The organism is Serratia sp. BNK-10 (genome assembly GCF_047456065.1).
In the GTDB taxonomy this organism is placed as follows: Bacteria; Pseudomonadota; Gammaproteobacteria; order Enterobacterales; family Enterobacteriaceae; genus Serratia; species Serratia ureilytica.
This window is the reverse complement of sequence record NZ_CP179894.1, coordinates 4,205,156-4,226,164: the sequence shown is the minus strand read 5'-3', so window position 1 is coordinate 4,226,164 and position 21,009 is coordinate 4,205,156. Positions and strand designations below refer to the sequence as shown.

The following is a 21,009-nucleotide window of genomic DNA, read 5'->3' as shown; positions in this document are numbered from 1 at the left end:
CAAACTGAACGATACTGAGATCAGTTCATCCAGCGATTGTTGTTCTTGCGGCGCGGGATCAGGTGCGGCAACAGCAGGCCCAGCAGCAAGCCGACGCCGGCGACGCCGCCGCCGTACATGAACCACTGCAGAATAATGGTGCGCTGTTTGTCGTCGAGCTGCAGGTTAACGGCGTTAACCTTCTTCTGCGCGACCACCAGCTGGTTTTTCAGATCCTGGTTTTCCTTCTGCAGGCTGCTGATGGTGCTGTCGCTGCCCGCGACTTTTTCCTGCATTTCCGCCGTGCGCTGGTTCCAGGTGTTATCGATGTTGGCCAGCTTGTCGGTCAGGGTTTTCACCTGCTGTTCCAGCTCGGGCACGCGGGTGCGCAGGCTCGGCGTCTGGCTGAGCTGATCGAGTGGGATCCAGGTGGTGCGGCCTTTCGGATCGCGGATTTGGCCGTAGTTGGTGCTGTCGTTGACGCTCAGCAGGGTGACTTCTTCACCGGCGTTCAGAGTGCCGACAATACGGTACTGATTACCTGGGCCGCTATGGACGTAAGTGCTTAACTCATCGGAGATATAGCGTTTATCTTCGGCATGTGCGCCCCAAGTGATGCTGAAGCTCAGCGCGGCAAGGCAAATCAGGCGTAATTTCTGCATTAGTTCATCGTTTCTTGGTGAATTTATGGAACGATAGTAGAGCGTTCAGTCTGACGACGCAACGCCAAAACCGGAATGAGAACTATCTTACTGTGGCTGATTCTGTGAGTTGCGCGGCGTTTTATAACGTAACAGGTTTTTTCTACAGTTAGCAGGGTTAAGGCGCCAGGAATCGCGGTAAGATAACGGCAACTGTGCGTCATTGGGCAGTATGCGGCGGCCGAACGCGCCGCGCTGAAACAGACGTGAATGCATAACTTATTGGTGTTAAAGAATTATGACCGTTGAAATTGAACTGAAATTCATCGCCGCGCCGCAAGCGGTGGCCGCTCTGCCGCAATGGCTTGCCGCCTGGCCGCATCAGCATTCCGCGCCGCAAAAACTGACCAACATTTACTTCGAAACGGCCGATAACTTCCTGCGCAATCACGACATGGGGCTGCGCATTCGCGGTTTCGACGATCGTTATGAGATGACCATCAAAACCGCCGGTAAAGTGGTGGCCGGCCTGCACCAACGTCCGGAATACAACGTCGCTATCGCCGAGCCGCAGCTGGCGCTGGCGCAGTTTCCTGCCGACATCTGGCCACAGGATTGTGATATCGCGGCGCTGCAGCAGGCGTTGCAGCCGCTGTTCCGTACCGACTTTGCGCGTGAAAAGTGGGTGGTCACTTACGGCCAAAGCGAGATCGAGATTGGCTTGGATCAGGGAGAGGTGCGTGCCGGTGACCTCAGCGAAGCCCTGAGCGAGATCGAACTGGAGCTGCTGAAAGGCAACACCGCCGATCTGCTGGCGTTGGCCGGCGAGCTGGCGGCCCATGGCGGGCTGCGTCAGGGCAGTCTGAGCAAGGCGGCGCGCGGCTACCACCTGGCGCAGGGCAATCCGCCGCGCGAGGTGCGCCCGCTGCGGGTGCTGAAGCCGGCGGCGAAGGCGACCGTGGAGCAGGGGATGATCGCCGCCTTCGAGCTGGCGCTCAACCATTGGCAGTATCATGAGGAGCTGTGGCTGCGCGGCGATGCGCAGGCGCGCGGGGCGGTCCTCGAAGCGGTCGGCACCATCCGCCAGGCGCTGGTGATCTTCGGCGGCCTGGTGCCGCGCAAGGCCAGCGCCGATCTGCGCGCCCGCCTGACCGAGCTCGAACCGCTGTTGGCGGACAAAGCCGCGCAACCGGAGAGCCTGTGCTACAGCGCGGCCTATCTGCAATGTAAGTTGGCGCTCACATCATGGCTGGTGCGCGGCGCCTGGCGGCCGTTTATCGACGCCAAAGGGCAGGCCAAACTGGACGGTTCTTTCAAACGCTTCAGCGACATCATGCTGGGGCGCAGCGGCGCGGAGCTGAAAGAAGCCTTCAGCCGTACGCTGAACGAAGATGAATATCAGGAACAATTGCCGCGCCTGACGCGTCAGATTTCGGCGCTGGTCCTGCTGTCGGGTGCTTACCCCGACGAGCAGACCGGGCCTTATATCGACGCCTGGCGCGAGCTGCAGGCGGCGCTGAGCGAGCGCCGCCAGGGCTGGTATGAAGCCAGCCGCAAACAGGCCTTATCGCATGCGCCATTCTGGTTAAACGGCGCGCTTCGTTAATCCAGCCGGCCCGCCAGCCGTGGGCCGCAGAACGGGTCATACACTATGTCGCCACTTTCAGCCGCGTTACAGGCTCAGGCACAGCAGGTTGTGCAGCGTTTTCAGGAAGTTCACGGCGCGGACTGCGCCTTTAGCGAGCAAGAGCAGTGGGTGCTGGCGTCGAGCGACTTCGTCAGCGACGCGCTGCTCGCCCAGCCGGCCTGGCTGGCGACGCTGCGCGAACAGCCGCCGGCGCCCGGCGAGTGGCAACACTACGCCGCCTGGTTGCAGGACGAGCTGGAAGAGGTGCGCGACGAAGCGCAACTGATGCGCACGCTGCGTCTGTTTCGCCGCGAAACGCTGGTGCGCATCGCCTGGGCGCAGGCGCAGGGGCTGTGTTCGACCGAAGAAACGTTGCTGCAGCTGAGCGGGCTGGCGGAGACGCTGATCGTCAGCGCGCGCGACTGGCTGTACCAAACCTGTTGCCGCGAGTGGGGCACGCCGTGCAATGCCGACGGCGAACCGCAGCCGCTGCTGGTCCTCGGCATGGGCAAGCTGGGCGGCGGCGAACTGAACTTCTCGTCGGACATCGATCTGATCTTCGCTTACCCGGAAAATGGTCAAACCCAGGGCGGGCGGCGCGAGCTGGATAACGCCCAGTTCTTCACCCGTCTCGGCCAGCGGCTGATCAAGGCGCTGGATCAACAGACCATCGATGGCTTCGTCTATCGAGTGGACATGCGGCTGCGGCCGTTCGGCGACAGCGGCCCGTTGGTGATGAGCTTTGCGGCGCTGGAGGATTACTACCAGGAACAGGGGCGCGACTGGGAACGCTATGCGATGGTGAAGGCGCGCCTGATGGGCGGGACGGAAGACGCCTACAGCCAGGAGCTGCGTAAAACGCTGCGGCCGTTCGTGTTCCGTCGTTACATTGATTTCAGCGTCATTCAGTCTCTGCGCAACATGAAGGGCATGATCGCCCGTGAAGTGCGGCGGCGCGGCCTGAAGGACAACATCAAGCTGGGCGCCGGCGGCATTCGCGAAATCGAATTCATCACCCAGGTATTCCAGCTGATCCGCGGCGGCCGTGAACCGGCGCTACAGGGGCGTTCGCTGCTGCCGACGCTGCAGGCGGTGGGCGAGCTGGGGCTGCTGGAAAGCGAGCAGGTGCGGGCGCTGAGCGCCGCCTACCTGTTCCTGCGGCGGCTGGAGAACCTGCTGCAGGCGATCGGCGATCAGCAAACCCAGACGCTGCCGCAGGAGGCGCTCGATCAGGCCCGGTTGGCCTACGGCATGGGGTTGGCGGATTGGCCGGCGCTGATGGCGGCGCTGGACGTGCACATGCAGGCGGTGCGGGCGGTGTTCGACGACCTGATCGGCGACGATAGCCCGGATGTCGGCGAAGATCCCGATTACCAGCACTATCACAGTCTGTGGCAGGACGCGCTGGAGGAGAACGAGCTGGCGCCGCTGACGCCGCACCTGGACGAAGAGGCGCGTCGACAGATGCTGCGCACCATCGCCGATTTTCGTCACGACGTCGACAAGCGCACCATCGGCCCGCGCGGCCGCGACGTGCTCGATCAGCTGATGCCGCGCCTGCTGGCGGAGGTGTGCCCGCGGCAGGACGCGCCGACCGCGCTGGTGCGGCTGGCGCAGCTGCTGCTGAGCATCGTCACCCGCACTACCTATCTCGAACTGCTGGTGGAGTACCATGCGGCGCTCAGCCATCTGATCCGCCTGTGCGCCGCGTCGCCGATGGTTGCCAACCAGCTGTCGCGTTACCCGCTGCTGCTGGACGAACTGCTGGATCCGGCCACGCTGTATCAGCCGGTGGCGCTGGACGCCTACCGCAGCGAGCTGCGGCAGTATCTGCTGCGGGTGCCGGAAGACGACGAAGAGCAAAAGCTGGAGGCGCTGCGCCAGTTCAAACAGGCGCAGCAGCTGCGCATCGCCGCTGCGGATATCGCCGGCGCGCTGCCGGTGATGAAAGTGAGCGATCACCTGACTTATCTGGCTGAGGCGATCATCGACGCGGTGGTGCAACAGGCCTGGAGCGACATGGTGGCGCGCTACGGCCAGCCCACCCATTTGCAGGAGCGGGAGGGGCGCGGCTTTGCGGTAATCGGCTATGGTAAACTGGGCGGCTGGGAGCTGGGGTACAGTTCCGATCTCGATCTGGTGTTCCTGTTGGATTGCCCGCCGGAGGTGATGACCGACGGCGATCGCTGCATCGACGGCCGCCAGTTCTACCTGCGCCTGGCGCAGCGGGTGATGCATCTGTTCAGCACCCGCACGTCCTCGGGCATTCTGTATGAGGTGGACGCGCGCCTGCGGCCTTCCGGCGCCGCGGGGATGCTGGTCAGCACCGTCGAGGCGTTCGCCGACTACCAGCAAAACGAGGCCTGGACCTGGGAGCATCAGGCCCTGGTGCGCGCGCGCATCGTGCACGGCGATCCGGCGCTGCATCAGCAGTTCGACGCGATCCGGCGCGAGATCCTGTGCAAAACGCGCGATGCGCAGACCCTGAAGCGCGAAGTGCGCGAGATGCGCGAAAAGATGCGCAACCATCTCGGCAACAAGCAGCGCGATCTGTTTGATATCAAGGCCGATGAGGGCGGCATTACCGACATCGAATTTATCGCCCAATATCTGGTCTTACGCTATGCGCCGGGTGAACCGCGCCTGACGCGTTGGTCGGACAACGTGCGCATCTTCGAGCTGATGGCCAATTACGACATCATGCCGGATGAAGAGGCGCGCGCGCTGACCCAGGCCTATGTCACCATGCGCGACGAGATCCACCACCTGGCGCTGCAGGAACATTCCGGCAAGGTCGGCAGCGAGCTGTTTGCCGCCGAGCGCGAGCAGGTGCGCGCCAGCTGGGCCAAATGGCTGGATTAATACCTTTTTGCGGGTATTCCGGCGGTCTGTGGTAATATCTGCGCCACTAAAATTTTGTTCTTTTTTGGAGTTATCGGATGAAAGTTACGCTGCCTGATTTTCGCCGCGCCGGTGTGCTGGTGGTCGGTGACGTCATGTTGGATCGCTATTGGTATGGGCCGACCAGCCGCATTTCACCGGAAGCCCCGGTGCCGGTGGTCAAGGTCGATACCATCGAAGAGCGTCCCGGCGGCGCGGCTAACGTGGCGATGAACATCGCTTCGCTGGGCGCCACTTCCCGTCTGGTGGGCCTGACCGGCATCGACGATGCGGCGCGGGCGCTGAGCGCCAAGCTGAATGAAGTCAACGTGCGCTGCGACTTCGTCTCGGTGCCGACCCATCCGACCATTACCAAGCTGCGCGTGCTGTCGCGCAACCAGCAATTGATCCGTCTCGACTTCGAAGAAGGCTTCTCCAACGTTGATCCGCAGCCGATGCTGGAGCGCATTCAGCAGGCGCTGCCGCAGATCGGCGCGCTGGTGCTGTCCGATTACGCCAAGGGCGCGCTCAGCCAGGTGCAGGGCATGATCCAACTGGCGCGCGCCGCCAAGGTGCCGGTGCTGATCGATCCGAAAGGATCCGATTTCGAGCGCTATCGCGGCGCGACGCTGCTGACGCCGAACCTGTCCGAGTTCGAAGCGGTGGTGGGCCACTGTAAGGATGAAGCGGAACTGGTGGAACGCGGCATGAAGCTGGTGGCGGATTTCGAGCTGTCGGCGCTGCTGGTTACCCGTTCCGAACACGGCATGACGCTGCTGCAGCCGGGCGTTGAGCCGCTGCACTTGCCGACCCAGGCGCAGGAAGTGTTCGATGTGACCGGCGCCGGCGACACCGTGATCGGCGTGCTGGCCGCCTCGCTGGCCGCCGGCAACTCGCTGGAAGAGTCCTGTTTCCTGGCCAATGCCGCCGCCGGCGTGGTGGTGGGCAAGCTAGGTACCTCCACCGTGTCGCCGATCGAACTGGAGAACGCGGTGCGCGGCCGCGCCGAGACCGGTTTTGGCGTGATGACCGAAGCGCAGCTGAAACAGGCCGTCGCGCAGGCGCGTCAGCGCGGCGAAAAAGTGGTGATGACCAACGGCATCTTCGACATTCTGCATGCCGGCCACGTCTCTTATCTGGCCAATGCTCGCAAGCTGGGCGATCGCCTGATCGTGGCGGTGAACAGCGATGCGTCGACCAAACGCCTGAAAGGGGAAAAACGCCCGGTCAACGCGCTGGAGAACCGCATGATTGTGCTGGGCGCGCTGGAAGCGGTGGATTGGGTGGTGCCGTTCGAGGAGGACACGCCGCAGCGCTTGATCGCCGACATCTTGCCGGATCTGCTGGTGAAAGGCGGCGATTACAAGCCGGAAGAGATTGCCGGCAGTGCGGAAGTGTGGGCCAACGGCGGCGATGTCAAAGTGCTGAACTTTGAAGACGGCCTGTCGACCACCAACATCATCAAAGCGATCAAAGACGGGCGCGGCTAACGCCGGGCGACGTAAAGAACAAGGGCGCGCGGTGCGCGCCCTTGGCGGGAATTATTCGTCTTCCTGTTTGGCGGCCGGCGCCGCGCTCAGCTTGCTTTCCAGCTCGGCCATGCGCTGTTCCAACAGCGCCAGCTTTTCGCGGGTGCGCAACAGCACCTGAGTCTGCACGTCGAACTCTTCGCGGTTAACCAAATCCAGGCGGGTCAACTGCGACTGCAGCACCTGACGGATTTTTTTCTCAACGTCTTCCCCGAATTCACGAACGCCTTTAGGCATGGACTCATGAACCTGGCGTGCGATTTGTTCGATTTTTTTCGGGTCAATCATGGCGTATCCCTTTCAGAGTTTAATAGCTGCCGCTTAGTGTAATGCGAGTTGCCCGCCGGATAAACACCATTAAGCGCATTCGCCGCGCGTGGCCGAATTGTGCTTTTGCCAATTGCCCTGTCTATCCATTAGCGTTATAGTCATCTTGCTTATTCTCAGGGCGGGGTGAAAGTCCCCACCGGCGGTAAATCACCTTCTACGGTGAAAGCCCGCGAGCGCTCAGCCAGCCTGTAAAGGCCGGTTAGAGGTCAGCAGATCCGGTGTAATTCCGGGGCCGACGGTTATAGTCCGGATGGGAGAGAGTAACGGTATCTGCCGGGCATGCGCCCGCTTGCGTTATTTTTTTAGCTATTGCTAGCTACTCCTCAAGATCGCCCTGGTTCTGGTAATCCATAATTTTTAATGAGGTTTTTTACCATGAATCAGACGCTACTTTCAGACTTCGGCACGCCGACAGAACGCGTTGAACGCGCGATCGACGCACTGCGCAACGGGCGCGGCGTGATGGTGCTCGATGATGAAAACCGTGAAAACGAAGGTGACATGATCTTCGCCGCGGAAACCATGACCGTTGAGCAGATGGCGCTGACCATTCGCCACGGTAGCGGCATCGTGTGCCTGTGCATCACCGAAGAACGTCGTCAGCAGCTTGAGCTGCCGATGATGGTGACCAACAACTCCAGCCAGTTCCAGACCGCCTTCACCGTGACCATCGAAGCGGCGCAGGGCGTGACCACCGGGGTTTCCGCTTCCGATCGCCTGACCACCATCCGTGCGGCGGTGGCAGACAGCGCCAAGCCGAGCGACCTGAACCGTCCGGGCCACGTGTTCCCGCTGCGCGCGCAGCCGGGCGGCGTGCTGAGCCGTCGCGGTCACACCGAAGCGACCATCGATCTGGTCTCCATGGCCGGTTTCAAACCTGCCGGCGTGCTGTGTGAACTGACCAACGACGATGGCAGCATGGCGCATGCGCCGGAAGTGATCGCCTTCGCCAAACAGCACGACATGGTGGTGCTGACCATCGAAGATCTGGTGGCCTACCGCCAGGCGCACGAGAAAAAAGCCAGCTGATAGCCGGCCGCTTTCAACGATAAAAAAGCCGCGTAATGCGGCTTTTTTGTATCTACCGTTCTGACAGGCGTTCGCCGATGCGGCTGGCGTAATTCATCACGTGGAAGGTGTAGTTCTCCTCAACCGTACCCTGGAACAGATGTGCCCAGGGGCCGATGGCGTAGATGCCGAGATCTTCCCCGCCGTGCGTCTCGCTTTTCAGCGGCACCAGCGCCGGCTGAATAAAGTCGGGCGCGGTGGTTTGCTCCATGGTCAATGCCGGGCGCTCGGTCAGCGGGATCGCGCCGCCGGGGCCGTTGGCGAAACCGAGGGTGGTGTAGGGCTTGCCGTCGCTGCCCAGCCGAGGTTTACCGTCGACGCCGATGGAAATGCCGAGGATAGGATTGCCGCGCTTGGCATAGCCGGCGATGGTCAGCGTGTGGCTGTGATCGCCGGTCACGATCACCAGCGTTTCGTCCAGGTTGACCTTGCCGACAATGGTTTTCACCGCCTCGTTCAGGGCGACCGCGTCGCTCAGCGTGCGGTAGGCGTTGCCGTTATGGCTGCCGTGATCGACGCGCCCGCCTTCCACCAGCAGCAGATAGCCTTCGGGATTCCTGGCCAGAATATCGATGGCCTTGCCGGTCATTTCCGCCAGCGAAGGCTCTCCCGCTGCGTCTTGCCGCCGGTCGTGCTCGAAGTTCATGTGCGACGGCTCGAACAGGGCCAGCAAATGGTCGACGTTGCCCGGTTCGATTTTGTCGAACTGGGCCTGATTCCAGACGTATTGTCCGCGCTCGCCGTAGCGTTGCAGCCAGGCCTGCGTCAGGTCACGGCCGTCCTTTCTGGCGCCTTTCTTGCCGGGATATTCAGGATCGCTCACGCTGTCGGGCAGGAAGTTGGCGCGCCCGCCGCCCATCGCCACGTTCAGGCCGTTGCCGTATTTCATTTCCACCAGCTGGCGCGCGATGTCGCGGCAGCCTGCGGCCAGGGCATCCGCCGGCATTTTGGCGTCAGACTCCCAGTCGCGGTTGGCGATATGGGCATAGGTGGCGCCCGGCGTGGCGTGGGTAATGGTCGCGGTCGTCACGGCGCCGGTGGACATGCCGAGCGTTGCGGCCATCTCCCACAGCGTGGTGACGGCCTTGGTTTGCTGATCCTCGCAGTTGTTGAGGGCGGCCGTATGGTTGAGGCCCATCAGATCGTTGATGGTTTTGACGCCGGTGGTCATCGCCACCGCGCTGGGCGCAGAGTCGGTGATTTGGGCGTCGGCGGAGTAGGTTTTGGCCGCCGCCAGATAGGGGAAGGCCTCCCAGGCCAGCACGTTGGATTCGCCGTCTACGCCGCGCTGCTGTCCTTCAAAAATACGGGCGGCGGTCACGGTGGAAAACCCCATGCCGTCACCGACCACCAGAATGACGTTTTTGGCGCGGTTGGTGTTTGGGGTCTGTTTCAGTCGCTGTTGCAGCTGAGCTTGCGCCTGAAGGAAGTAAGGGTCTTCGCGCTGCGTCAGCGGCGCGTTGTCCGTCGCTTTGGCGGCTGCCGCCCCGGTGGCTAACAAGGACATGGAAAGCGCCAGGCGGGTTGCTAGTGTGAGTCTGAACATGAATTCCTCCTTGGTGAGACGTGATTCCCGTAGCGCCGACGGGCTGCCAACACCCTGTCGACGGAAGGAGGAGTGTATCGATTGTGTTAACAAAAAATACATAAATTGTTCACAATTTAGATCTGTGTGGCAGTAATGCCATGGTATTCATGATTTTTATTAATCATTTGAAAATCATGCATTTTTTAACTTTTTGTTTGCCAGTGCATTTTTGCGATTTTTAATTCAAATTTATTGAATATCTTCATCACGGTTATCCGGCTGTGTTGCTGCGGCAAAGCGCGTAATGTAACGCCATAGCACAATTTGAACTAAGGATCGCTCTATGAACACCTCTCGTATGCCGGCACTGTTTCTTGGCCACGGTAGCCCGATGAACGTGCTGGAAGACAACCGCTACACCCAGGCATGGCGTGCGTTGGGTGAGTCATTGCCGCGTCCGAAGGCGATCGTGGCGATTTCTGCGCATTGGTATACCCGCGGCACTGCGGTCACCGCGATGGAAAAACCCAAAACCATTCACGACTTCGGCGGGTTCCCGCAGGCGCTGTTTGATACCCGCTATCCTGCGCCGGGTTCCCCCGCGCTGGCCGCGCAGCTGCAGCACATTCTGGCGCCGGTGCCGGTAACGGCGGATCTCGGCGAGTGGGGGTTGGATCACGGCACCTGGGGCGTATTGATCAAGATGTATCCCAATGCCGATATCCCGGTGGTGCAGCTCAGCGTCGACGGCACTCAGCCGGCGGCTTACCACTATGAGCTGGGCCGCAAACTCGCGGCGCTGCGCGATGAGGGCGTGATGATCGTCGCCAGCGGCAACGTGGTGCACAACCTGCGCATGGTGAAATGGCAGGGCGATACCAGCGCCTATCCGTGGGCGGAGTCTTTCAATAACTTTGTCCGGGATAACCTGCGTTATCGGGGCGATAACCACCCGCTGGTGGATTTCATGCGCCATGAGGGCGCAGCGCTGTCGAACCCGACGCCGGAACACTATCTGCCATTGCTGTATGTGCTCGGCGGCTGGGATGGAAAAGAGGCCATCAGCGTGCCGATCGACGGTATCGAAATGGGAGCGCTGAGCATGCTGTCGGTGCAGGTGGGCTAAAGAAAAACGCCAGTCAGAGACTGGCGTTTTTGCCTTCAGCGGGGCGATCAGCCGAGGATGGTGTGCGGATAGAAGCGCGACAGATCCTGCGTGATCAGTTCGCGATCTTCGCGCAGGCCGATGCCGCAGGGTTGATCGTTCACCAGCCAGCTGCCGATCAGCGTGTAGCTGTCTTCGAACTTCGGCAGCGGATGGAACTGCTGCACGATCATGCCTTCTTCACCGTACGGCCCATCGACGCGCGCCACTTCCTGACCGTTTTCGACGATCTGGATATTGGCGCCTTCGCGTGAGAACAGCGGTTTGGTGACGTAATGATCCATCGGCGGATGATCGTCTTGCGCGAAATAAGCCGGCAGCAGGTTAGGGTGATTCGGGAACATTTCCCACAGCAGCGGCAGCAGCGCCTTGTTGGAGATGATGCTTTTCCAGGCCGGCTCCAGCCAGCGCACGCCGGCGTCTTCCAGCTTGGTGGAGAACATCTCGCGCAGCATGAATTCCCACGGATAGAGCTTGAACAGGTTGCCGATCACTTGATCCTGCAGATCGGTGAACTGGCCTTTCTCGCCGAGGCCGATCTCTTCCATGAACAGGAACTCGGTCGGCAGACCGGCTTCCTGCGCGCAGTCCTGCAGGTATTGCACCGTGCCGCGATCTTCTTCGCTGTCCTGGCAGCAGGCCAGGTGCAACAGGCCGAAGCCGTGATGCGCTTTCAGCTCGGCGAAACGCTCGATCAGTTTCTCCTGCAGGCTGTTGTACTGATCCGATTCCGGATCCAGCTTGCCGGCGTTGATCTGGTCTTCCAGCCACAGCCATTGGAAGAAGGCCGCTTCATACAGTGAGGTGGGCGTATCGGCGTTGTTCTCCAGCAGCTTCGGCGGATTGACGCCGTCGTAGGCCAGATCGAGACGCGAATACAGCGACGGCTGGTTGGTGCGCCAGGAGCTGCGCACGAATTCCCAGGTGTGTTTCGGGATGCAGAACTTGGCCATCAGCTCGTCGCTGGCGACCACTTTCTCCACCACCTGCAGGCACATCTGATGCAGCTCGGCGGTGGCGTTTTCGATCTCTTCAATCTGCGCCAGCGTGAACTGATAATAGGCGTCTTCACACCAGTACGGCTCGCCGTACATGGTGTGGAAACGGAAGCCGAACTCGGTCGCTTTTTCGCGCCAGTCCGGGCGCTCGGTAATGGCAATACGTTTCATGCATCAACCGCCCATGCTGCGAGAGCCGGAGTTGGAGGTGGCGCTGCTGCGCTGCATGCTGGTCTGCTTGGCCACGGTCTCGCCGAAACCGCCGCGGGTCACGGTGTTGGTGACCGCAGGCTTCGGCGCCATGGCGGTTTTCGGCACCGTCATGGTGCGGCCGCCGGCGGTGGCCGGGCCGTAGCTCTTGCCGCTGGCGTCGACAAACTTGCCGTTCGCCGGGCTGGCGGCGTTCTTGGAGGTGAACAGCGGCTGCTGCGCGAAGCCGGAACCGCCCATCAGGCGGCCCATCATGTAGCCCGCCATCAGCGGCATCCAGAAGCTGCCGCTGCTTTGCGATTCCGCCGCCATGCCGGCCTGCGCCGGAGCCGGCGCCTGGGTGCACTGCGCTTCGCCGAACTCGGCGACGCAGTCTTCGCGGGTGGCGTATTTCGGCGCGGTTTTCGCCGCTTCTTTCAGGGCGTTGTTGTAGGCGGTGGTGCACTGCTCGCTCATCGAAGGGTTGGCGCGCGAACAGTCATCGGCATTCTGATACAGGGAGACCGTTTCATCGCTCTTCTCGCAGCCGGCCAGCATAAAGACGGCGCTGATCGCCAAGGCCACGGGCGCGACACGGTAGCTGCGCCAGGATTTGCGGAACGTCTCTTGGTTGATGTTTTTTGTCCGTTTCATCGTTATCAATCCCATCATGCGGGCTGTTTTCGCCCTTTCCCAGTAGTGGCGCTAAGGATAGGGGAAACATGGTCAAAATTAAAGCTGAAACGCCCGCAGAATCCACTCTTTACGCAGTTATACGTTGGGGTGTGCGCCAGTTCGCTTTCGCGGCGAAAAAACGCGCATTGGCGTTTCATCATGAAACGTTATCGCTATGATGATGTTCCATAATGGAACAAAAATCGCGTGGCTCGCCAGGCGGGCGGCAGACGCTCATAGTCGAAGTACAACAACAAGCCGGCGGCGAAGTCGGCGCGTCATCACCTGATATCTGAACGTTACCATCGCCAACTCCCTACAAGGATCCGGTTATGTTGAGAATCATCCAGTCACCAGGCAAATACATTCAGGGCGCCAATGCGCTGGCCGCCGTCGGCGAATACGCCAAATCCCTCGCCGACCATTATTTCGTGATCGCCGACGACTTCGTGATGCAGTTGGCGGGAGACACCCTGATGGGCAGCCTGCAGCAGCACGGCGTGAAACATCATGCGGCCCGCTTCAACGGCGAGTGCTGCCGTAAAGAGATAGACCGGCTTGGCCGCGAGCTGCAGACCCACGGTTGCCGCGGGGTGATCGGCGTCGGCGGCGGCAAGACGCTCGACACCGCCAAGGCCGTCGCCCACTACCAACGGCTGCCGGTGGTGCTCATTCCCACCATCGCCTCCACCGATGCGCCGACCAGCGCGCTGTCGGTTATCTACACCGAACAGGGCGAATTCGCCGAATACCTGATCTACCCGCGCAACCCGGACATGGTAGTGATGGACAGCGCCATCATCGCCAAAGCGCCGGTGCGCCTGCTGGTAGCCGGCATGGGCGACGCGCTCTCCACCTATTTCGAAGCCCAGGCCTGCTTCGACGCTCAGGCCACCAGCATGGCCGGCGGCAAATCGACGCTGGCGGCGCTCAGTCTGGCGCGGCTGTGCTACGACACGCTGCTGGCCGAAGGGGTGAAGGCCAAGCTGGCGGTCGAGGCCGGCGTGGTGACGGAAGCGGTGGAACGCATCATTGAGGCCAATACGTATCTGAGCGGCATCGGCTTCGAGAGCAGCGGGCTGGCGGCGGCGCACGCCATTCACAACGGTTTCACCGTGCTGGAGGAGTGTCACCACCTGTATCACGGCGAAAAAGTGGCGTTCGGCACCCTGGCGCAGCTGGTGCTGCAGAACAGCCCGATGGCGCAGATTGAAACCGTGCTGGCGTTTTGTCATGGCATCGGCTTGCCGATCACGCTGGCGCAGATGGGCGTTACCGGCGACGCGGCGACGAAGACGATGGCGGTGGCTGAGGCCAGCTGCGCCGCCGGCGAAACCATTCACAACATGCCGTTCAAGGTCACCCCTGCCGGCGTGCAGGCGGCGATCCTGACGGCGGATCGGCTCGGCGCCGCCTGGCTGCTGCGTCATTGATACCGTTGGGGCGCGGTGCGCCGCGCCCCTGGCTTACAGAGGAAAGCATCGTGAAAAAACTGATTAATCAGGTCGAGTCGGTGTTGGAAGAGCAGTTGCAGGGGCTGGCGGAGGCTCATCCCGAGTTGCTGGTGCATGCGGATCCGGCGTTCGTCACCCGCGCCGACGCGCCGGTAGCGGGCAAAGTGGCGATCCTGTCCGGCGGCGGCAGCGGCCACGAGCCGATGCACTGCGGTTTCGTCGGTGAAGGGATGCTCGACGGCGCCTGTCCGGGCGAGATTTTCACCTCGCCGACGCCGGATAAAATGTACGAGTGCGGTCAGGCGATCGACGGCGGCGCCGGGGTGCTGCTGCTGATCAAGAACTACACCGGCGACGTGCTCAACTTCGAAACCTCCACCGAGCTGCTGCACGACAGCGGCGTCGCGGTGGCGACGGTGCTGGTGGATGACGACGTGGCGGTCAAGGACAGCCTGTTTACCGCCGGGCGGCGCGGGGTGGCCAACACCGTGCTGATGGAGAAATTGCTGGGCGCCGCCGCGGCGCGCGGCCACGATCTGGACAGCGTGGTGACGCTGGGGCATCGCATCAACAACCACGGGCATTCGATCGGTATCGCGCTGGGCGCCTGTACCGTCCCCGCCGCCGGCAAACCGTCGTTCACCCTGGCGGAGAACGAGATGGAGTTCGGCGTCGGCATTCACGGCGAGCCGGGCATTGCGCGCCGTCCGTTCACCACGCTCAACGCGGCGGTGGATGACATGTTCCATACGCTGATCGACCACGGCCACTATCAGCGCACGATCCGCGTCTGGGATCGCCAACAGGGTGAGTGGCGCGACGAGATGCAGACCAAGCAGCCGCTGACGCGCGGCGATCGGGTGATCGCGTTGGTCAACAACCTGGGCGCCACGCCGCTGTCCGAGCTGTACGGCGTGTACCATCGGCTGGCGGAGCGCTGCGCCGAAGCGGGCATCATCATCGAACGCAACCTGGTGGGCGCGTATTGCACTTCGCTCGATATGCAGGGCGTGTCCATCACGTTGTTGAACGTGGACGACGAGCTGTTGTCCTTGTGGGATGCGCCGGTGAAAACGCCTGCGCTGCGTTGGGGTTGCTGAGGAGGAATTATGGCGTTGACCAAACAACAGGTCGTCGATTGGCTGATGCGTTGCGGCGAAGTGTTCAGCCGGGAGCGCGATTTTCTTACCCAACTGGACACCGAGATCGGCGATGCCGACCACGGCCTGAACATGAATCGCGGTTTCAATAAGGTGGTGGAAAAGCTGCCGTCGGTGGCGGACAAGGATATCGGCTTTATCCTGAAAAACACCGGCATGACGCTGCTGTCGAGCGTAGGCGGCGCCAGCGGTCCGCTGTTCGGCACCTTCTTCATCCGCGCGGCGCAGGCGGCGAACGCCAAGCAAAGCCTGGATCTGGCGGAGCTGCATCAGATGATGCAGGAAGGGGTGGAAGGCGTGGTGATGCGCGGCAAGGCGGAGCCGGGCGACAAGACCATGTGCGATGCCTGGTGGCCGGTGGTGGAAAGCCTCGGCCAGTCCGCGCAGCAGAACCTGAGCGTGACGGATGCGCTGCAGCGCGCCGCCGACAGCGCCGAGCGGGCGGTGGAGAGCACCATCACCATGCAGGCGCGCAAGGGGCGGGCCAGTTACCTGGGCGAGCGCAGCATCGGCCACCAGGATCCCGGCGCCACTTCGGTGATGCTGATGATGAAAACGCTGGCCGAGGTCGCCGGCAGTTAGCAGGAGGCGAGATGATTAATATCGTGGTGGTGTCGCACAGCGCGTTGCTGGCGCGCGGCGTTGAGCAACTGGCGCGGCAGATGATGCGCGGCGACGGCTGCAAGTTGGCGCTGGCGGCGGGCGTGGATGACGAGGAGCACCCGATCGGTACCGACGCGGTCAACGTCATGGAGGCGATCGAAGCGGTCGCAGACGGCGATGGCATTCTGGTGCTGATGGATCTGGGCAGCGCGCTGCTCAGTGCCGAAACCGCGCTCGATCTGCTGGATCCGGAGTTGGCCGCCAAGGTGCGGCTGTGCGCCGCGCCGCTGATCGAAGGCACGCTGGCAGCGGTGGTGGCCGCCAACTCCGGCGCTTCGCTGGAGCAGGTGGTGGCGGAGGCGCAGGGGGCGCTGCAGGCCAAGCAGGCGCAGCTGGGCGAGGCTTCACCTACGGCGAAGCGCGCGGCCTTGCCGCTGGTGCAGGGCAAAAGCGCAACCTGGACGGTGCAGAACCCGCACGGACTGCACGCGCGCCCGGCGGCGCGGCTGGTCGAAGCGCTGGCGCCGTTCAAGGCCGAGCTGGTGCTGGAAAAACAGGGGCAGTGCGTCGATCCGCGCAGCCTCAATCAGCTGGCGCTGCTGCAGGTGCGCCACGGCGACACCATCCGTTTAATCGCCGACGGCGCGCAGGCGGACGAGGCGCTGGCGGCGTTCAAAACGCTGGCGGAGCAGCATTTTGGCGAGACGGTCTCCGAGCGGCAGCAGCCTTCGCTGCACGGCATTCCGGTGGCGGAAAGCGTCACCAGCGGGCCGGTGTTCCAGGCCCGCAGTGTCTGGCCGTCAGCCGCCGAGCGCCGGATCGGCGCGGACGAGGTGTTGGGCGAACAGCAACGCCTGCGGGAGGCGCTGCAGCACACGTTGAGCGATCTCAACCGGCTGGCGGAGCGCACCGGCACGCTGATCGGCAAGCCGCAGGCGGCTATCTTCGGCGCCCACAGCATGCTGCTGGACGATCCGGATCTGCAGCAGGCGGCTTACACCCGCATTGCGCAGCAGTTGTGCAGCGCCGAGCAGGCCTGGCGGCAGGTGCTGGAGGCGATCGCCGAAGAGTACCGCGAGTTGGATGACGACTACATGCGGGCGCGCGAACTGGACGTGCGCGACATGCTGCGCCGCACGCTGTGCCACCTGCAGGGGCAGCCGCTGCCGACCATTGCGCTCGCAGAGCCGTCAATACTGGTGATGGATGAGCTGATGCCCTCAGAGGTAGTGATGCTGGATCGCCGACTGGTGCTCGGCATCTGCCTGAGCGGCGGCAATGCCCTCTCGCACAGCGCCATTCTGGCGAAGGCGATGGGCATTCCGATGGTGGTCGGCATGCAGGATTGCCTGAGCAAAACCCGCAGCGGCCAGAAGGCGATGCTGGACGCCGCGCGCGGGGTGTTGCAGCTCAGCCACTAGGCGCGCAGCTTGAACTGGCGGATGTCGATCCCGTGCTGTTTGATCTTCCGCCACAGCGTGGTGCGGCCGATGCCCAGCAACTGCGCCATTTCCGTCAGTTGGCCGCGGCTGACGGTCGCCGCCCGCAGGATCGCCTGGCGCTCCATGTCCGTCAGCGTCAACAGCGGCGCGCCGGGCTGCGGATCGCTTTCCAGCAGCGACGGGTGGCCGAGCAGGTGCGCCGGCAGGTCCGCCAGCTGGATGTGGTGGCCGTGGCAAATCATCGCCGCGCGCTCCACCACCCCTTTCAGTTCCAAATCGTTGCCCGGCCACAGATAGAGCGCCAGCTGAGCCATCACCTCGTCATCCACCCGGAAGCGACACTGAAAATGTTGCTCCAGCGTGCGCAGATGGTGTTTGACCAGCAGCGGAATATCGCTCAGCCGCTGACGCAGCGGCGGGATTTGGATCTCGAACGCCTGCAGGCTGTAAAACAGCTGGCGGCGGAAGCGGTTTTGCTGCACCAGCAGCGGCAGGTCGGCGGCGCTGCCGGCGATCACCCGCACATCGACCGGGATCACCCGGCTGGAATTGAGGCGGATCACCACGCCGGTTTTCAGCACCTGCAGCAGCGCCGACTGCATCTCCGCCGGCAGGTATTCGATCTGTTCCAGGTACAGCGTGCCGCCGTTAGCCAATTCGAATTTACTGAGCTGGCCCGCCTCTTCTTCGCTGGCGTCGCTGCCCAGCAGCTCACGCAGCCCCTGCGCCTGCGGCAGCAGTTGGCAGTTGAGGGCGATATACGGCCCGGCGGCGCGTTCGCCGGCGTTGTGGATAGCCTGGCTGAGCAGCTCTTTGCCAACGCCTTCTTCTCCGCGCAACAGGATCGGATGCTGGCCTTTGGCCGCCTGCTGCCCGTAACGGATCAGTCGCCGCATTTCCAGCGAGGCGGAAGGCATCTGTTCGAAGCTGTGGCTGACGCGCCCCAGCTGGCTGCTGACATACTGGCGCAGCCGTTCGAGCGGGTGCAGCAGGGCGATGAAACTGCAGCGATCGCCGTCGAAAATCGGCTTGAGCGTCAGCAAGGCGGCGATAAACTGCCGCTGGCTTTCGAAGGTGACTTCGACGTGTTGCAGCGGTTGGCGATCGGCGATGGCGCGTTTGAGCAGCGCGGGCAGCGTCAACAGCTGCGCCAACGGTTTGCCCTGGCTCTGCTGTTCGTCCAGCTTCAGCAGGCCGGCGGCGCGCTGGTTGATGTATTGCAGGTAGCCGCGGTGATCCCAGGCCATGACGCCGTCGTCCACGCCGTCCAGCAGGCCGTAAAGCTGATTCAGATGGCGGTTGGATTCCGCCAGCAGGCCGTCGGCGTTCAGCGAGTTGCCGATTTCGCGGGCGATGGCCAGCGTCAGCGACAGATCGCCGGCGGCGCAGTCGGCCAGCAGACAGCCCAGCGCGATCGAGCCGCGCTGGCGGCCGCTGTTGTCGTAGACCGGCGTGGCGCAGAACGACCAGCCGTGCAGCGCTCGGCGCACGTGTTCTTCACCGCTCACCCGCACCGGGTGGCCTTCCGCCGCCGCCAGCGCCGGGGCATTGGTGCCTATCTGCCCTTCGGCCCAGTAAGCGCCGGGGGCGAATCCCAGTTGCTGCAGATGTTCCCAGGTTTGGGCGTCGCCGCAGCGCCACAGCATGCAGCCGCTCTCGTCGAGGATCATCTGCAGGCAACGCCGCGGCTCCATGTATTCACAGGCGTCTTCCAGCGCCGCCTGGCCGAGCGTCAGCAGATCGTTCTTGCGGCGGCAAATCGATTCGAAGGTGGCGCCCTGCGCACGGTGCGGCGCTTGCCAGACATCGGGCTGCATCAGGCTGCGGCAACGCAGCCAGGAGGCGTACACCGCCGGCGTCGGGCGCAGCGGCGGCGGCAGTTCGCCGTCGTTAATCAGTTGCTGCCAACGTGAATCGTTGTCCATCGAACCTCATCCAACTGCGAAAACGAGAGTGACGATGATATCACCTGGCGCAGCGGCGGCTGTGAGGCGGCGGGCAGAAGCGGGGAAAATCGGGACAAAAAAAACGGGGCGCGGCGCAGGCCGGACCCCGTGTTTGTCAGCGTGCGGACATCAGTTGCGGAATGGATTGCCGCTGTGGCGAGCCGGTTGGCTGGTGGTAACGGCCGGCGCGGATGCGCGAGTGGCCGCCGGTGCCGGCGCCGCAGTCTGTTGCATCGGCGCATTGTCCTGATAACCGTCCGCATAGGCGTCCTGCGCGCGGTTTTGCGGTGCGACGGCGTCAGGCGCGGTCGATACCGGCTTGCCCAACGCGCCGTTCAGCAGCAGCAGATCGTTCTGGTTCAGCGTGCCGAGCGCCGACTTGATGTTCAGCTGGTTGATCAAATAGGTATAACGCGCGTCGGACAGCTGACGTTTGGCGTTATACAGCGTGGTGGTGGCGTCCAGCACATCGACGATGGTGCGGGTACCGACCTGATAACCGGCTTCCATCGCGTCCAGGGAGCTCTGCGCGGAGATCACCGCCTGTTTGTAGGCGTTGATGCTGCTGATCGAAGCGTTAACGTTGTTGAACGATGAACGCACGGTCTGCACCACGCTGCGGTGAGCGCTTTCCAGCTGCTCGCTGGCGCCGACGAAGCCGTACTGCGCTTGTTTAACCTGCGAGTTGGTCGCGCCGCCGCTGTACAGCGGCAGGTTGAAGCTGATGCCCACTTTATTTTGGCCCGCATCGGAGTCGCTGTAGCGTGCGGCATTTGCGCCGCCGGTGTTTGAGCCGTTGTATTTGGTATTGCTGATGCCGGTTGACGCGCTGACGTCAATCGTCGGCATATAGCCGGTTTGGGCTGCGCGGATCTGTTCGCGCGCCAGATCCTGGCTCAGGCGGGCGGACAGCAGGCTCAGGTTGCGCGCTTCCGCTTCTTTCAGCAGGTTGTTCACCGCTTCCGGGCGCTGGGTGCTGAAGCGATCGGTGTTCAGCGAGGCCAGCTCAGGGTAGAAGCTGCCGGTGACCTGACGCAGCGTTTCCAGCGCGTTGTCCAGATCGTTGCGGGCGGAGACTTCCGCCGCCAGCACGGTGTCATAGTTCGAGCGGGCGTTCTGCACGTCGGTGATCGCCACCAGGCCCACGTTGAAGCGCTGAGTGGTTTGATCCAGCGTGCGGTACACCGCGTCTTTCTGCGCCTGGGTGTACGACAGCGTGTCGATCGCCTTCAGCACGTTGAAGTAGGCGGTGGCGGTGTTGAGAATCAGCGACTGCTCTGCGGTCTGGAAGGTGACGTCGGAGATGCCGGCGCTCTTTTCCTGCAGCGTCAGCTGGCGCCATTTCGACATGTCGAAGAGGGTCTGCGTCAACGCCAGCGAACCGCTGGTGACGTTGCTGTTAACGCCATTGCTGTCACGATAACCGTTGGTGTAATCGTAACCTGCGGTTAAACCGAGCTGCGGCAGCAGCGGGCTGCGCGCTTCATTGATCTTTTCGAATGCGGCGTCGCGGTCAGCAGCACTTTTGCGCAGATCCGGGTTACTTTCCCTGGCCTGTTTGTAGACCTGCAGCAGGTTCTCTGCCTGGCTCATTGCACTGAAGCCGCCCAGGCTCAGTCCGATAAGAAGGGGGAGCAGTTTCTTCATTTGCATTCCTTGTTGTGCAGCAATATTGCTATGTTAGCGCTGACGATAGACGAAATAGTTGCCGATTCTAGCAGAGTCTGCGGTACGCATCAGGTGGCTGAATGTGCCATCTCACGTAACTTTTACCTTTCAGACCGCCCATTTACCT

General features: G+C 62.4%; 16 protein-coding genes and 1 riboswitch. Of the genes, 9 read left to right on the top strand and 7 right to left on the bottom strand.

The annotated features are described in order from the left end of the window. Positions 1-20 precede the first annotated feature (20 nt). On the bottom strand, positions 21-641 hold the full coding sequence (locus ACMGG9_RS20235; protein WP_033644594.1) for a TIGR04211 family SH3 domain-containing protein: 621 nt from the start codon (positions 639-641) through the stop codon (positions 21-23). A 277-nt stretch (positions 642-918) separates the two neighbouring features. Here ACMGG9_RS20235 and ACMGG9_RS20230 point away from each other — a divergent pair, with 277 nt between their 5' ends. The 3 genes from ACMGG9_RS20230 to hldE all read left to right on the top strand — a co-directional run bounded on the left by ACMGG9_RS20230 (position 919) and on the right by hldE (position 6,617). Further along, positions 919-2,226, top strand: coding sequence for an inorganic triphosphatase (locus ACMGG9_RS20230; RefSeq protein WP_047573618.1), 1,308 nt, complete (start codon positions 919-921; stop codon positions 2,224-2,226). A gap of 45 nt (positions 2,227-2,271) precedes the next feature. Next, positions 2,272-5,109: a bifunctional [glutamate--ammonia ligase]-adenylyl-L-tyrosine phosphorylase/[glutamate--ammonia-ligase] adenylyltransferase gene (glnE, locus tag ACMGG9_RS20225; protein WP_414161668.1), complete on the top strand. Its 2,838-nt coding sequence runs from the start codon at positions 2,272-2,274 to the stop codon at positions 5,107-5,109. A 77-nt stretch (positions 5,110-5,186) separates the two neighbouring features. Then, positions 5,187-6,617, top strand: a complete 1,431-nt coding sequence (gene hldE, locus ACMGG9_RS20220; RefSeq protein WP_033644597.1) for a bifunctional D-glycero-beta-D-manno-heptose-7-phosphate kinase/D-glycero-beta-D-manno-heptose 1-phosphate adenylyltransferase HldE — start codon at positions 5,187-5,189, stop codon at positions 6,615-6,617. A 51-nt stretch (positions 6,618-6,668) separates the two neighbouring features. On the opposite strand, the gene ubiK is transcribed toward hldE, so the two are convergent. After that, complete coding sequence (gene ubiK, locus ACMGG9_RS20215) at positions 6,669-6,944, bottom strand: ubiquinone biosynthesis accessory factor UbiK (RefSeq protein ID WP_004937216.1); 276 nt, start codon at positions 6,942-6,944, stop codon at positions 6,669-6,671. Between the two features lie 147 nt (positions 6,945-7,091). Beyond that, positions 7,092-7,252, top strand: a riboswitch (FMN riboswitch). Positions 7,253-7,361: 109 nt separating this feature from the next. Between ubiK and ribB the strand changes: the two genes are divergently transcribed. Next, positions 7,362-8,015 (top strand): 3,4-dihydroxy-2-butanone-4-phosphate synthase, encoded by a 654-nt coding sequence (ribB, locus tag ACMGG9_RS20210; RefSeq protein WP_033636071.1) that lies wholly within the window; start codon positions 7,362-7,364, stop codon positions 8,013-8,015. A gap of 52 nt (positions 8,016-8,067) precedes the next feature. On the opposite strand, the gene ACMGG9_RS20205 is transcribed toward ribB, so the two are convergent. Then, the gene (locus tag ACMGG9_RS20205; RefSeq protein WP_089192268.1) at positions 8,068-9,600 is read right to left on the bottom strand and encodes an alkaline phosphatase; all 1,533 of its coding nucleotides are present in this window, start codon (positions 9,598-9,600) and stop codon (positions 8,068-8,070) included. 325 nt (positions 9,601-9,925) lie between these two features. Between ACMGG9_RS20205 and ygiD the strand changes: the two genes are divergently transcribed. Further along, positions 9,926-10,708, top strand: coding sequence for a 4,5-DOPA dioxygenase extradiol (gene ygiD / locus ACMGG9_RS20200; RefSeq protein WP_108682014.1), 783 nt, complete (start codon positions 9,926-9,928; stop codon positions 10,706-10,708). Between the two features lie 47 nt (positions 10,709-10,755). On the opposite strand, the gene ACMGG9_RS20195 is transcribed toward ygiD, so the two are convergent. Next, positions 10,756-11,916, bottom strand: coding sequence for a glutathionylspermidine synthase family protein (locus ACMGG9_RS20195; protein WP_033644600.1), 1,161 nt, complete (start codon positions 11,914-11,916; stop codon positions 10,756-10,758). Positions 11,917-11,919: 3 nt separating this feature from the next. Continuing rightward, positions 11,920-12,588: a DUF1190 family protein gene (locus ACMGG9_RS20190; protein WP_033644601.1), complete on the bottom strand. Its 669-nt coding sequence runs from the start codon at positions 12,586-12,588 to the stop codon at positions 11,920-11,922. Positions 12,589-12,941: 353 nt separating this feature from the next. Here ACMGG9_RS20190 and ACMGG9_RS20185 point away from each other — a divergent pair, with 353 nt between their 5' ends. From ACMGG9_RS20185 to dhaM, 4 genes are read left to right on the top strand one after another with little or no spacing between them, the layout of a single operon-like run. Further along, positions 12,942-14,042: a glycerol dehydrogenase gene (locus ACMGG9_RS20185; protein WP_046897283.1), complete on the top strand. Its 1,101-nt coding sequence runs from the start codon at positions 12,942-12,944 to the stop codon at positions 14,040-14,042. A gap of 50 nt (positions 14,043-14,092) precedes the next feature. Continuing rightward, the gene (gene dhaK, locus ACMGG9_RS20180; protein ID WP_414161667.1) at positions 14,093-15,163 is read left to right on the top strand and encodes a dihydroxyacetone kinase subunit DhaK; all 1,071 of its coding nucleotides are present in this window, start codon (positions 14,093-14,095) and stop codon (positions 15,161-15,163) included. Between the two features lie 9 nt (positions 15,164-15,172). Then, the gene (gene dhaL / locus ACMGG9_RS20175) at positions 15,173-15,805 is read left to right on the top strand and encodes a dihydroxyacetone kinase subunit DhaL (RefSeq protein WP_414161666.1); all 633 of its coding nucleotides are present in this window, start codon (positions 15,173-15,175) and stop codon (positions 15,803-15,805) included. An 11-nt stretch (positions 15,806-15,816) separates the two neighbouring features. Next, the gene (gene dhaM / locus ACMGG9_RS20170; RefSeq protein WP_196018867.1) at positions 15,817-17,247 is read left to right on the top strand and encodes a dihydroxyacetone kinase phosphoryl donor subunit DhaM; all 1,431 of its coding nucleotides are present in this window, start codon (positions 15,817-15,819) and stop codon (positions 17,245-17,247) included. On the opposite strand, the gene dhaR is transcribed toward dhaM, so the two are convergent. Then, entirely contained in the window at positions 17,244-19,193 is a 1,950-nt protein-coding gene (gene dhaR / locus ACMGG9_RS20165) for a dihydroxyacetone kinase operon transcriptional regulator DhaR (RefSeq protein WP_414161665.1), read from the bottom strand. The two genes, dhaM and dhaR, sit on opposite strands and share 4 nt — an antisense overlap. A 150-nt stretch (positions 19,194-19,343) precedes the next feature. Next, positions 19,344-20,861, bottom strand: a complete 1,518-nt coding sequence (gene hasF / locus ACMGG9_RS20160) for a multidrug efflux transporter outer membrane subunit HasF (protein ID WP_033644608.1) — start codon at positions 20,859-20,861, stop codon at positions 19,344-19,346. Positions 20,862-21,009: the final 148 nt, after the last annotated feature.

Excerpts from the sequence above, each read along its gene's own strand:
- ACMGG9_RS20235 (WP_033644594.1), bottom strand. The coding sequence starts at position 641 with ATGCAGAAATTACGCCTGATTTGCCTTGCCGCGCTGAGCTTCAGCATC.
- ACMGG9_RS20230 (WP_047573618.1), top strand. The coding sequence starts at position 919 with ATGACCGTTGAAATTGAACTGAAATTCATCGCCGCGCCGCAAGCGGTG.
- glnE (WP_414161668.1), top strand. The coding sequence starts at position 2,272 with ATGTCGCCACTTTCAGCCGCGTTACAGGCTCAGGCACAGCAGGTTGTG.
- hldE (WP_033644597.1), top strand. The coding sequence starts at position 5,187 with ATGAAAGTTACGCTGCCTGATTTTCGCCGCGCCGGTGTGCTGGTGGTC.
- ubiK (WP_004937216.1), bottom strand. The coding sequence starts at position 6,944 with ATGATTGACCCGAAAAAAATCGAACAAATCGCACGCCAGGTTCATGAG.
- ribB (WP_033636071.1), top strand. The coding sequence starts at position 7,362 with ATGAATCAGACGCTACTTTCAGACTTCGGCACGCCGACAGAACGCGTT.
- ACMGG9_RS20205 (WP_089192268.1), bottom strand. The coding sequence starts at position 9,600 with ATGTTCAGACTCACACTAGCAACCCGCCTGGCGCTTTCCATGTCCTTG.
- ygiD (WP_108682014.1), top strand. The coding sequence starts at position 9,926 with ATGAACACCTCTCGTATGCCGGCACTGTTTCTTGGCCACGGTAGCCCG.
- ACMGG9_RS20195 (WP_033644600.1), bottom strand. The coding sequence starts at position 11,916 with ATGAAACGTATTGCCATTACCGAGCGCCCGGACTGGCGCGAAAAAGCG.
- ACMGG9_RS20190 (WP_033644601.1), bottom strand. The coding sequence starts at position 12,588 with ATGAAACGGACAAAAAACATCAACCAAGAGACGTTCCGCAAATCCTGG.
- ACMGG9_RS20185 (WP_046897283.1), top strand. The coding sequence starts at position 12,942 with ATGTTGAGAATCATCCAGTCACCAGGCAAATACATTCAGGGCGCCAAT.
- dhaL (WP_414161666.1), top strand. The coding sequence starts at position 15,173 with ATGGCGTTGACCAAACAACAGGTCGTCGATTGGCTGATGCGTTGCGGC.
- dhaM (WP_196018867.1), top strand. The coding sequence starts at position 15,817 with ATGATTAATATCGTGGTGGTGTCGCACAGCGCGTTGCTGGCGCGCGGC.
- dhaR (WP_414161665.1), bottom strand. The coding sequence starts at position 19,193 with ATGGACAACGATTCACGTTGGCAGCAACTGATTAACGACGGCGAACTG.
- hasF (WP_033644608.1), bottom strand. The coding sequence starts at position 20,861 with ATGAAGAAACTGCTCCCCCTTCTTATCGGACTGAGCCTGGGCGGCTTC.